General features: G+C 49.9%; 11 protein-coding genes and 1 pseudogene. 10 read left to right on the top strand and 2 right to left on the bottom strand.

What is annotated here, in order from left to right; genetic code table 11:
* Positions 1–150: 150 nt before the first annotated feature.
* From K0504_RS03055 to K0504_RS03010, 10 genes and pseudogenes are all read left to right on the top strand, one after another.
* On the top strand, positions 151–1,323 hold the full coding sequence (locus K0504_RS03055) for an NnrS family protein (protein ID WP_220102676.1): 1,173 nt from the start codon (positions 151–153) through the stop codon (positions 1,321–1,323).
* 192 nt (positions 1,324–1,515) lie between these two features.
* Positions 1,516–3,636: pseudogene (gene nrdD, locus K0504_RS03050) on the top strand (anaerobic ribonucleoside-triphosphate reductase); the annotation flags it as partial.
* A 95-nt stretch (positions 3,637–3,731) separates the two neighbouring features.
* The gene (gene nrdG / locus K0504_RS03045; RefSeq protein ID WP_220102674.1) at positions 3,732–4,229 is read left to right on the top strand and encodes an anaerobic ribonucleoside-triphosphate reductase-activating protein; all 498 of its coding nucleotides are present in this window, start codon (positions 3,732–3,734) and stop codon (positions 4,227–4,229) included.
* A gap of 30 nt (positions 4,230–4,259) precedes the next feature.
* The gene (locus K0504_RS03040; RefSeq protein ID WP_220102673.1) at positions 4,260–4,799 is read left to right on the top strand and encodes a GNAT family N-acetyltransferase; all 540 of its coding nucleotides are present in this window, start codon (positions 4,260–4,262) and stop codon (positions 4,797–4,799) included.
* A 99-nt stretch (positions 4,800–4,898) separates the two neighbouring features.
* Positions 4,899–5,486 (top strand): anthranilate synthase component II, encoded by a 588-nt coding sequence (locus K0504_RS03035; protein ID WP_220102672.1) that lies wholly within the window; start codon positions 4,899–4,901, stop codon positions 5,484–5,486.
* Positions 5,487–5,558: 72 nt separating this feature from the next.
* Positions 5,559–6,581, top strand: a complete 1,023-nt coding sequence (locus K0504_RS03030) for a hypothetical protein (RefSeq protein WP_220102671.1) — start codon at positions 5,559–5,561, stop codon at positions 6,579–6,581.
* Between the two features lie 197 nt (positions 6,582–6,778).
* Positions 6,779–7,999, top strand: a complete 1,221-nt coding sequence (locus K0504_RS03025) for an aspartate aminotransferase family protein (RefSeq protein WP_220102670.1) — start codon at positions 6,779–6,781, stop codon at positions 7,997–7,999.
* A gap of 33 nt (positions 8,000–8,032) precedes the next feature.
* Positions 8,033–9,073 (top strand): arginine N-succinyltransferase, encoded by a 1,041-nt coding sequence (astA, locus tag K0504_RS03020; RefSeq protein ID WP_220102669.1) that lies wholly within the window; start codon positions 8,033–8,035, stop codon positions 9,071–9,073.
* A gap of 8 nt (positions 9,074–9,081) precedes the next feature.
* Positions 9,082–10,566 (top strand): succinylglutamate-semialdehyde dehydrogenase, encoded by a 1,485-nt coding sequence (astD, locus tag K0504_RS03015; protein WP_225917924.1) that lies wholly within the window; start codon positions 9,082–9,084, stop codon positions 10,564–10,566.
* Positions 10,567–10,589: 23 nt separating this feature from the next.
* The gene (locus K0504_RS03010; RefSeq protein WP_220102668.1) at positions 10,590–11,408 is read left to right on the top strand and encodes a DUF1338 domain-containing protein; all 819 of its coding nucleotides are present in this window, start codon (positions 10,590–10,592) and stop codon (positions 11,406–11,408) included.
* A gap of 3 nt (positions 11,409–11,411) precedes the next feature.
* On the opposite strand, the gene K0504_RS03005 is transcribed toward K0504_RS03010, so the two are convergent.
* Together K0504_RS03005 and crp are read right to left on the bottom strand one after the other, a co-directional pair.
* Positions 11,412–11,672, bottom strand: a complete 261-nt coding sequence (locus tag K0504_RS03005; protein ID WP_220102667.1) for a hypothetical protein — start codon at positions 11,670–11,672, stop codon at positions 11,412–11,414.
* Positions 11,673–11,744: 72 nt separating this feature from the next.
* On the bottom strand, positions 11,745–12,380 hold the full coding sequence (gene crp / locus K0504_RS03000) for a cAMP-activated global transcriptional regulator CRP (RefSeq protein ID WP_220102666.1): 636 nt from the start codon (positions 12,378–12,380) through the stop codon (positions 11,745–11,747).
* Positions 12,381–12,419: the final 39 nt, after the last annotated feature.

The raw sequence follows: 12,419 nt of genomic DNA, 5'->3' as shown, positions 1-12,419 counted from the left end.
ATACTTTATTGGGATTAACGTCGCTAAAAAATTCGGCGCTATTGTCGCATTTCAAAAATTAAAGTCAGCGTGATCTGCGTCATATTTTACTGGAGCAAAACCACCCATAGTTAATGCATATTATTTACAACAATAAATCAGCCTTCTGCCATGCAAATCACCGACCGCGCAATCGAAGACAAAACCATGCCGCTGTTTCGTTTAGCGTTTCGCCCTTTATTCCTGTTTGGCACCCTCTATGCTGGCTTTATCATGCTGCGCTGGATATTAACCTTATCCGGCAGCTGGCAGTGGACGCACCCGGTCGCGCTGTTCGGTTGGCATGGTCACGAACTACAATTTGGCTTTGCCATGGCCATCATCATTGGCTTTTTATGCACCGCGACCCAAAACTGGACTGGTATTCCTGGGCTGCGAAGTTGGCCGTTAGTGGCATTAACGAGTTGCTGGATCGCGGGTCGATTGGTGGCCAATATTTGGCCAGAATCCAGCCTGCTCTTTCTATTTGACAGCTTATTCATTGTAGGCGGCGCACTGGCCGTTGGTCGCCAATTAATCCTGTCTGGCAATCGTCGGAATTTAGTCTTTCTCCCCATATTAGCGGTATTTTTAGCACTGCATTTAGCACAGGTGTGGGCCTTTCAATCCGCACCGCAATATAGTCGCCCGTTGGGCTTTGCCGGCATTTGGTGGGTAGCGGTCATCATTAGCATGTTGGCTGCGCGCGTGGTGCCCTTTTTCATTGAACGACGACTTAATGACAAACTACCCCGCGACTCCGCTTGGTGGATTGCTGGCGCTCAATTCAGCTTGGTCGCGCTGGCCGTTGCGAGCTTATTCCAATCGCCAGAGTTTGTGTTGCAAACGGCCGCAGGCATCGGCTTAATCTTCCAATTGCCTCGTTTATTGCGCTGGTACCGCGCCGGTATTTGGTCCGAGCCGCTATTGTGGTCACTCTATTTGAGCTTTGCTTGTTTGCCACTGGCTTTATGGCTGCAGTTATTTACAGGTCAACAGCATATCTCCGTTGTCATGCACGTGTTAGGGGTTGGTTTAATGGGCGGTATGATTATCGCCATGATGGCGCGTGTCAGTTTAGGCCACACCGGCCGCCCGCTAAAAGCCCACCCGATGGCGGTCATCGCGATGGCTGCGATGTTGGTAGCCGCACTTTCGCGCACGGTCATTCCGTTGTTCGGTAGTGGCTGGTTGCAAATCAGCTATCACTTGGCAGCAACTGCTTGGCTGCTCTCAATTTTTTGTTTTTTATGGGTCTATGTACCCATTTTGGTGCGTGCCCGAGTCGATGGAAACCCGGGTTGAGGAACGCCTCACATAACAAAAAAATAACATGGATAGTTCTCCCACAGACTGAATAAAAGCTTGATCCAGATCAGTAATCCCTTGGGGTAAATCTCGCCTAATACACCAGATATTGTGTTGGCGTTAAATTTTGACCGCACATCTTGTGGATCAAGGTCAAATAACCTGTGTATAAGTTGGGGAGAAATTACTGTGAAACCTGTGGTGATCAAGCGTGACGGCTGTCGTGTACCTTACGATGGCGAACGCATCAAGGAAGCTGTGATCCGCGCTAGTATTGCGGTTAATTGCAAAGATAATGCATATGCCGATTTAGTAGCGCACGCCGTAACATTGGAGTTTGAAGCTCGCGACGAAGTTGATATCAACGAAATTCAGTCGGTAGTCGAAAATCAACTCATGCAGGGGCCATACAAAGGCCTAGCTCGTGCTTACATTGAGTATCGCCATGATCGCGATATGATTCGCGAACGCCAAAGCCGCCTTAACAGTGAAATTCAGGGCTTGGTTGAGCAAAGCAACTCAGATCTGTTGAACGAAAATGCCAACAAAGACAGTAAAATCATTCCAACTCAGCGCGATTTGTTGGCCGGCATTGTAGCGAAACACTACGCCTTACAATACATGCTGCCGAAAGATGTCGCCCGCGCCCACCAAGTGGGTGATATTCATTATCACGACCTCGACTACGCGCCGTTTTTCCCGATGTTCAACTGCATGCTGATTGATTTAAAAGGCATGCTGACGAACGGCTTTAAAATGGGTAACGCGGAAATTGAAACGCCGAAATCCATTGCCACCGCTACCGCGGTAACCGCACAAATCATTGCCCAGGTTGCTAGCCATATTTATGGCGGCACAACCATCAATCGCATTGATGAAGTGCTCGAACCCTATGTGCGCACCAGTTACAAAAAGCATCTGCAAGTCGCTCAAGAGTGGGATATTGCGGATGCAGAGGCCTTTGCCCGCGCACGCACTGAGCAAGAATGTTATGACGCATTCCAATCATTGGAATACGAAGTGAACACCTTGCACACTGCCAACGGCCAAACCCCATTCGTCACTTTTGGTTTTGGTTTAGGAACCACTTGGGAAGCGAAACTGATTCAACAGTCGATTCTGAAAAATCGCTTGGCAGGCTTGGGTAAAAACCGCCGTACAGCCGTTTTCCCGAAACTAGTTTTTGCCGTAAAAGATGGCTTAAATCACAAGCAAAGCGATCCAAATTACGACATCAAACAGCTGGCTTTGGAGTGCGCGTCTAAGCGTATGTACCCCGATATCCTCAACTATGAAAAAGTGGTTGAAGTCACCGGTTCGTTCAAAACGCCGATGGGCTGCCGTAGCTTCTTGTCAGAATATACCGACGAGAACGGCGAACAAATTCATGAAGGTCGCAACAACTTAGGTGTGGTTAGCTTGAACTTGCCGCGCCTTGCGGTCCAAGCTAAAGGCGATGAAAAACGCTTTTATAAGCTACTCGATGAGCGCCTGAAGGTTGCCCGTAACGCACTCGATTCACGAATCGAGCGCCTGCAAGATGTAAAAGCCCGCGTAGCATCCATCTTGTATGTGGAAGGTGCTGCAGGTGTTCGTTTGAACCCAGATGACAGCATTGCTGATATTTTCAAAAATGGCCGCGCCTCTATATCGCTTGGCTACATCGGCGTGCATGAAACCATTAACGCCCTGTACGGTCATGACACTCACGTCTACGACAATGCCGAGCTGCGTGACAAAGCGACCGCCATTGTTCAGCACCTACGTAATGCCGTCGACCGTTGGAAAGCTGAAAGTGGTTATGGCTTTAGCTTATACAGCACGCCAAGTGAAAACCTCTGCAGCCGCTTCTGCAAATTGGATGCAAAAGAGTTTGGGGTGATTGCTGGCGTAACCGACAAAGGCTACTACACCAACAGCTTCCATTTGGATGTTGAGAAAAAAGTTTCTCCTTACGAAAAACTCGAATTTGAACGTCAATATCCAGCCATCGCCAATGGCGGCTTCATTTGCTACGGCGAATACCCAAACATTCAACACAACGTTGAAGCGCTGGAAGACGTTTGGGATTACAGCTACAGCCGTGTTCCTTACTACGGCACCAATACGCCAATTGATGAGTGCTACAAGTGCAACTTCACCGGTGAATTCCATAGCTCTAGCAAAGGCTTTGTTTGCCCAGAATGCGGTAACTCCGATCCTGAAACCGTATCAGTGACGCGTCGTGTATGTGGTTATTTGGGTAGCCCAGATGCGCGCCCATTCAATGATGGTAAGCAAGAAGAAGTGGTACGCCGAGTCAAGCACTTAGACGATGCGGCCGCTCCGGCGAAGCCCCCTGCCGACGTACAGCCTGCATCTGAGCCAGAGCCAGTGGTCGCACAGGAAGCCGCTTCCGTTTCCGCATGAACTACCACAAATACTTCCCGGTCGACGTATTAAACGGGCCGGGAACTCGTTGTACCCTGTTTCTGTCAGGTTGTGAGCATCATTGCCGCGGTTGCTATAACCAAAGCACTTGGTCACCAGATTCAGGGCATCTATTTGATGATGCGCTACGTCGGCGCATTATTGCTGATTTAAACGATCCTGAGATTCGTCGACGCGGCCTCACCTTGACCGGCGGAGATCCGCTACATCCTGCGAATGTGTCTGCCGTAACTGAGCTGGTTGCCGATGTGCGACGCGAATGCCCAGGCAAAGATATTTGGCTATGGACCGGCTACACGCTAAACGAGCTGACCTCAGAACAACAGGCGATCATTAAGCAAGTTGATACGCTGGTTGACGGTAAGTTCGAACAAGACTTGGCTGATCGACGTTTGAAGTGGCGTGGCAGCAGCAATCAGGTCGTTTATCAAATCAACGATGGTATCGCCACAGCGGTCGACGTTGATCACTAGTCAATTCGCTTGAGTCCCTGGTAGCTAGATATGCAGCAAGGTATTTTTCAGCAACAACATGCGGCAGATGTTGAACAATTATTTGAGCAAGTTTTTAGTGATGCCGAAGGCGCAGAAGAAGGCCGCACCATAGCGGAATTAGTCCACAACCTGATCACCACAACGCCTGAGAACGATCTGCAAGGCTTTGTTACACAGAGCAATCGACAGCTAATCGCGAGCATCTTTTTCACCCCGCTTACATTTGAAGCCAGTTCGCAGCCAGTTTTGCTGCTTTCACCTGTCGCCGTGCATACGCAATTCCAAGGGCAAGGTATTGGCCAGCGCCTCATTCACTTCGCCCTTGCCAAGCTCAAACAACAAGGTGTAGATCTTGTTGTCACCTATGGTGATCCATACTTCTATAGCAAGGTGGGCTTTGCGGCGATAGCTGAATCAATGATCAAACCACCATTCGTTCTCAGCCAACCAGAGGGCTGGCTCGGTCAGTCACTCACCAATACAAAGATGGCGGCGATTCGTGGCAAATCGAGCGGTGTCTCCGCCTTTAGCCAAAAAGCTTACTGGTAATCTATCCATTAGCAGCTGTTTCAGTTTCGTGTATAGTTGCCGAAAATCGGCGAAAGCCGAACCAAACTCAACCTTCTACATTGCAGATCGGCCCTTGTTATGTTGTTGATGATCGACAATTACGATTCCTTTACCTACAACTTGGTGCAGTACTTTCAACAGCTGCAACAAGAGGTTATGGTGCTGCGTAATGATGAGGTTGATATTGCCAAAGTTGCTTCCCTTGCCCCAACACATCTGGTCATTTCGCCGGGCCCATGTAGCCCAAATGAGGCTGGTGCATCGCTCGATCTGGTTCGGCATTTTGCCGGTAAACTGCCAATTTTAGGTGTTTGCCTTGGCCATCAAACCATTGCCCAAGTATTTGGTGGCCGCGTGGTCCGCGCGCCACGCGTGATGCACGGCAAAACCTCGCTTATTGAGCACCACCAGACCGATTTGTTTGAAGGCTTACCCAACCCGCTACGCGTCACTCGGTACCATTCATTGTTGGTCGCACCAGATAGCTTGCCCGACGAATTAGAGGTCACGGCTTGGTACCATGACCGGACGAATAATCAACGTCAAATCATGGCATTACGTCATCGAACCCTGGCCATTTACGGCGTTCAATTTCATCCAGAATCAGTATTGACGGAACAAGGGCATGCGCTACTCAACAATTTTTTAAAACAAAGGGTTGGCTAACGGCGCTTGGCAAGCGATAGTAATGGTTCGAGTCAAATTTGATGATCTGTTGCGCTAACCATAAAAATGAGTATGTCTGCTAATTCGTTTACCGATCAATCCGATAATCAGGGATTATTCTTTGATCATTTAGTGCGCCAGCAATTTACTTGGTTTGGCGGGCAGCAGCAGGCGCTGACAACTTCGGCCATCGCAACGCGTTTAGCCGAACACCTTGAAACAGCCATGGGGCAGACGTTCGAAAATCCGAAGCGGCTGCTATTCGTTCGGTTGACCTTGGGTGAACAATTGCCAGCCATGCTTGATTTGGTGCTCGATCAAACCGATACCGACGATCCAATGCGGCGCACCATTAACAGCGAAAGCTGGGTTGCCAAAGAATTGCTGCAATGGGTCAATGCACCGCGGTTTCGCCAAATTACCGCAACGTCTCATGATTTTGTTGGCTCATTGGATCAAGCCTTATCCCACTTTGGCGGTAAAATTTTAGCCTTTCAATTGGTTGAATTTGCCATGATTCAGGCAGCCGGCCGCAAAGTGCCCTTCTGCCAATTGATGAATCGGCGGATCCTTGAATGGTCACAAGAAATGGCTCAGTGCGCTCGCTTGTTGGCTGAGCGGCGGGGTCTTTGCCCGGCATTGTCATCGTTAGCTGCGCTGACACAAGGTTTAGCGCCGCTTGCCATCAGTCAGGCTTTTGTTGACTTGTTTGATAATCAAATCAAGCAAGCGCTAGAGAAATCTCGTCAATCAGCGCAAAAGCAAGTGTACGATCAAATCAAAGATATCCGGCCACCCGTTGGTATTCTGGCCAGTCACTTAGCTCGCTCGTCAGCGCTGCAACATAGTTTACTGAATGAACTCGGTGCCACCGGCCAAATCATTGCGTCGCTTACCCGCGAAGCCGATGCCGACTTGCCCGTAGGTCAGCTGTCAGAAATGGCGCAAGTATTACGGCAGGCACGTGGCTACTGTCAGTATCGTTGGCTCAACGATGCTTGTGCGCTCACCCCACACCAAAGCCATTCGTTACTGGCGGACTTAGCCTTAAGCGAAGACGAAATGGCCGACCTTTCTCGTCTCCGACGACGATAAAACAATTCAAAACAATTCGAAACGTCAACGCACCTCATGCACTCAATATGCATTAGGATGCGAAATATTATTCACTTTTTGAATAAAAATTTATTTTTTATTCAAAATTGTACAATAGCGCCCCCTTGAAGATAATGACATTCGCTTCGGCCTAAGCATGGCCATCTTCGTGGGGCAGTAATGAAAAGGAAGCAATTATGAACCAGCAACAGCAAATTACCCGGCAAACCTTCGATGACGTGATGGCGCCAAACTACGCCCCAGCGGCCATGATTCCTGTTCGCGGCGAAGGCTCTCGCGTTTGGGATCAACAAGGTAAGGAATACATAGACTTCGCCGGCGGCATCGCGGTGAACTGCTTAGGCCATTGCCATCCGGCATTAGTGGGCGCCCTGCAACAGCAAGGCAATCAACTGTGGCATGTGAGTAACGTCTACACCAATGAGCCAGCATTGGCCTTGGCACAACAACTGATTGACGCAACCTTTGCCGAAAAAGTGTTTTTTGCCAACTCAGGCGCAGAAGCCAATGAGGCCGCACTCAAATTGGCGCGGCGCTATGCCCTTGAGCGTCATGGCGAAGGTAAAGACCAAATTATTGCCTGTAATCACGGTTTCCACGGTCGCACCTTCTTTACAGTAAGCGTGGGTGGCCAAGCCGCCTACTCCGACGGTTTTGGGCCAAAACCCGGCGCCATCGATCACATCGATTACAACGATTTGGCCGCACTAGAGCAAGCCATGTCAGAGCGCACCTGTGCCGTGATCATTGAGCCACTACAAGGTGAAGGTGGCGTCATTCCGGCCAGCGACGAATACCTCCGTGGTATTCGCGAATTGTGTGACAAGCACAATGCCCTACTTATCTTTGATGAAGTCCAAACCGGCGTTGGCCGTACCGGTCACCTGTTCGCTTACATGGATTCGCCAGTTGTGCCCGATATTCTTACCTCGGCCAAATCATTAGGCGGTGGCTTTCCTATTGCCGCCATGCTGACGAGCAGCGAGATTGCTGCAAGCCTAAAAGTAGGGACGCACGGCTCAACCTATGGTGGTAACCCGCTAGCTTGTGCGGTTGCCTCTGCAGTGCTGAAAGAAGTAAACACACCGGCAATGATGGCCAACGTAAAAGACTTAGAGTCTTACATTCGCACACGCCTAGACGCCATGAATGAAAAATATCAGGTGTTTGCCGAGGTGCGCGGAAAAGGCGCCTTACTCGGCGCGGTGATGAATGACGCGTACCAAGGTCGTGCCCGTGATTTTCTTACTGCAGCGGTGGCCGAAGGCTTAATGATGCTCGTCGCCGGCCCCAATGTGTTGCGCTTTGCACCAGCACTCAATATCTCGCCAGCAGAATTAGAGCAAGGGATGGACGCGCTGGAGCGCGCCGTTGCCAAAGTTTCTGCGTCGAGTTAATTACCGTAAATCGTCATTTAAGGAGTATGGCCGATGCTAATTATTCGCCCCATTGCTAAACAGGATTTTCAAGCACTGCAGGAAATTGCTGAACAATCTGGCATTGGCTTTACCTCTCTTCCGCAAAATGATGAGCTACTAAAAGCCAAGATCGCTCGCTCGGTGAACTCCTTTGCCTGTCAAACGGATAAACCGGGCGATCAGGGTTACCTGTTCGTAGCCGAAGATACTGAAACTGGCGAAGTTGTGGGCACCGCGGGCATTGAAGCTTCTGTTGGCCTCACCGATGCGTTTTATCACTACCGCTTAGGCAGTGTGGTGCATTCGTCGCCTGAACTCGGTATTCATAAAACCGTAAAAACATTGAGCCTGTGTAACGACTACACCGGTGCCGCAGAGCTCTGTACTCTGTTTCTGAAAAAGTCACATCGGCGCGGCAGTAATGGGCGCCTGTTAGCCAAAAGCCGATTTTTATTCATGGCCAGTCACCCACTTCGATTTGGTGACACCGTGATTGCTGAAATGCGCGGCGTTTCTGACGAGCAAGGTCGTTCTCCATTCTGGCAATGGTTACAAGAGCACTTTTTCGATTTGGATTTTCCAACCGCCGATTACCTGACCGGCATTGGCGAAAAGCGTTTCATTGCCGAACTCATGCCCAAATACCCCATTTACGTCAATTTGCTGAGCAAAGCGGCGCAAGACGTGATCGGCCAAGTTCACCCGTCTACCGAGCCGGCGATTGCACTCCTTAAAAAAGAGGGCTTTCGATACAAAAATTACGTCGATATTTTCGATGCAGGGCCAACTGTTGAGTGTCCGGTGGATCATGTCGAAACCGTACGTTACAGCCAAGCTGTGGTGATCCGAATTGGCGAACTGGCAACTCCAGCCACGGAATTCCTTCTGGCCAATACCTGTTTAACGAATTATCGCGCCGGTGTCGTAACCGCACACCAACAAGAGGGTGAGTTGTTCATCGACGCCAAACAAGCGGCCATGCTGGGCCTTTCTGATGGTGACGGTGCACGCTGCTTCGCCATGTCATCTGATTCAAATTCCACTAGTAGTTGAGGTTTGTCATGAGCAACATCCCATCCATTACCGGCCAATTATTTATCCAAGGCCAATGGCTTGCCGGTCAAGGCGCAGCGTTGCAGTCTGTTAGTCCATCCAATGGCAATATTGTTTGGCAAGGCAAGAGTGCAACACCGACGCAAGTTGATGACGCTATTCAAACCGCCCGCACAGCCAGCGCAAGTTGGGCTCAACTGTCACTGGATGAGCGCCTCGCAATCATCGACCGATTTGGCGAATTGCTGACGGAGCACAAACCACAGTTAACCGATTTAATTGCAGAAGAAACAGGCAAACCGCAGTGGGAAAGTGCCACCGAAGTTGGCGCCATGGTTGGTAAAATTGCCATCTCAAAAAAAGCCTATGACGAGCGTACAGGAACTCGCGCCAGCGATATGCCCGTGGGCAAAGCGCATGTTCGCCATAAGCCACACGGCGTAGTGGCGGTGTTCGGTGCATATAATTTTCCGGGGCACTTACCTAACGGCCACATCGTACCGGCTCTGATTGCTGGTAACACCATCATTTACAAGCCTAGCGAGCAAACGCCTGCGGTCGCTGAATTCTATGTTCGCCTATGGGCACAAGCAGGATTACCCGAAGGGGTATTGAATTTGTTGCAAGGCGCTGTTGAAACAGGGCAAGCGATCGCGCAACACCCTGCCATAGACGGTTTGTTCTTTACCGGTAGCTCCACCACAGGCCATAAAATCCACCAAGGTTTTGCCGAACAGCCAGGCAAAATTCTGGCATTGGAAATGGGCGGCAATAATCCGCTATTGGTTGCTGAAGTAAGTAATGTGGATGCGGCAGTTCATGACATTGTCCAATCGGCCTTCATTTCCGCAGGTCAGCGCTGTACCTGCGCTCGCCGCTTGTTGCTACCCAACACGCCACAAGGTGACGCCATTCTAGCTCGCTTGCTCGAAGTCAGCGCCGCTATCCAAGTTGGTCATCACGATGCATCGCCACAGCCGTTTATGGGCTGTGTGATCTCGGCTGAGGCTGCCAGTGCAGTATTAGCAGCACAAGAGCAACTCATTGCACTGGGCGGCAAGGTGCTACTCAAAGGTGAGCGACTATCACTGGGTGATGCATTTGTAAGCCCGGCGATTATCGATGTGACCGATGCCGAGCCCTGCCCAGATGACGAATACTTTGGGCCACTGTTGCAGGTTTACCGTTACGATGATTTTGAGCAAGCGCTCGTTATCGCCAACAACACCCGCTACGGTTTATCCGCCGGTTTATTGGCTGACGATAGCAAGCTGTACGATGATTTCTTTCAGCAAATTCGAGCAGGAATCGTCAATTGGAATCGGCCAATTACCGGCGCCAGTTCAGCCGCACCATTCGGCGGTATTGGCGCGTCAGGAAACCACCGAGCAAGTGCTTACTACGCAGCTGACTACTGTGCTTATCCTGTTGCATCAGTCGAGGCGGAGCAATGTGTGCTACCGGCGACATTAAGCCCAGGATTAACTCTGTAACGACAACATTAGGAGTGACCGTCATGACGGATACTGCAGCGAATTGGCAACCTTTGTTTAACTCGTTATGGCAGCAGTATCTTGCTGTCACTCCCTCAGCATTACCCATACATGAATTGCTACGGCAACAAGCCGCCAACGGGCAAATCGTAAATGATCACATTGCCCTGCGTACCTTTAACCTTGCACCGGTGAACCTCGCCCAATTAGCGGCCCCCTTTGAAGCGCTCGGCTACCGAGCCGCTGGCGATTACCAATTCATAGCTAAAAAACTGCAAGCAAAACACTTCGAGCATCCCGATCCGCTTGCTCCTAAAGTGTTCATCAGTGAGTTGTTAGTGGACCAATTTTCGCCTTGGCTACAGCAACAAGTTTCTCACTTGATTGCTCAACTACCCGAAGACTTTACCGCCAGCCCTAATTGGGTATCAGCCGGCCGCCCTTGGTCCATCGATAAAGAGACCTACCAGCAACTCATTGCCGAAAGCGAATACGCAGGCTGGCTAGCCGCATGGGGCTATCGTGCCAATCATTTCACGGTAAGTATCAATCAACTCAACAACAACCCACCACTGGCATCTATCAACGACCAATTACTACAGGTAGGTTATTCGCTCAATACCGCAGGCGGACTCATCAAGGGATCTCCTGCCGAGTTGCTAGAGCAATCGAGCACATTGGCCGATCGGGTTGCGTGTGAATTTAGTGATGGCAAGGCTGAGATAGCCAGCTGCTTCTATGAGTTTGCTAAGCGTTACCCACAGTCAAATGGTGAGCTCTACTCCGGCTTTGTGGCAGCCTCAGCAGATAAAATTTTTGAGTCGACCCATCAGGCAAAGTGATGGTTAGGACTTGCGGCGTTTGAAATACCGTTTGAGTAGGTTTCGAAACGGCTGATCGAAGAGATAAAATGCCAAATAGTAAGCCAAGTACCCGACCATGATGGCCATATCTGCCAACCACAAGCTAGCAGGGTAAGCCGCGCCAAAGCCCGCCAATAGCGAAACCGGCATATGAATGGCGAACGTCTTGAACGGCATGCCTTTTTGTTGCGTGGCAGATAACACAACTGGCAACAACAACAACACAGCAAACATCATTTGCATAACGACTCGATTCCAGTTTTACGGCACATAAAAAAACACCCGCCAATTGGCGGGTGTTTTTATGAATCCGGCTTATCGGGTGCCAAACACCACAATCGTTTTACCGTGGGCATGAATCAGATTTTGCTCTTCGAGCATTTTTAAGATTCGACCAACGGTCTCACGCGAACAGCCAACAATCTGGCCGATTTCCTGACGAGTAATTTTGATTTGCATACCGTCTGGGTGAGTCATTGCATCAGGCTGTTTTGCCAAGTGCAACAAGGTTTGCGCAATGCGACCAGCTACATCTAAAAACGCTAGGTTACCCACTTTCTGGCTAGTGCTTTGCAGACGTAAAGCCATCTGCGATGACAGACGCATTAGAATTTCTGGATTAACCTGAATTAACTGGCGGAATTTCTTGAATGAAATTTCTGCCACTTCACAAGCAGCCTTAGCACGAACCCAAGCTGTACGCTCTGGCTCTTCTTCAAACAGGCCTAGCTCACCAATGAAGTCACCTTGGTTCAGGTAAGACAGGATCATTTCTTTGCCATCTTCGTCTTTAATCAGAACGGCAACAGATCCTTTGATGATGTAGTAAAGAGTGTCGGCTTTTTCACCTGCGTGAATCAGTGTGCTTTTCGCTGGATACTTATGAATATGACAATGAGACAGGAACCACTCTAGAGTCGGATCTGGTTGTGGTTTCGCAATAATAGCCATATTAGCTCCTTATAATTTTGATGGTTTCCCCCGAGCGCC

Source organism: Neiella holothuriorum (assembly GCF_019457915.1).
Classification (GTDB): Bacteria; Pseudomonadota; Gammaproteobacteria; order Enterobacterales; family Neiellaceae; genus Neiella; species Neiella holothuriorum.
This window is presented reverse-complemented; position numbering and strand designations above follow the sequence as displayed.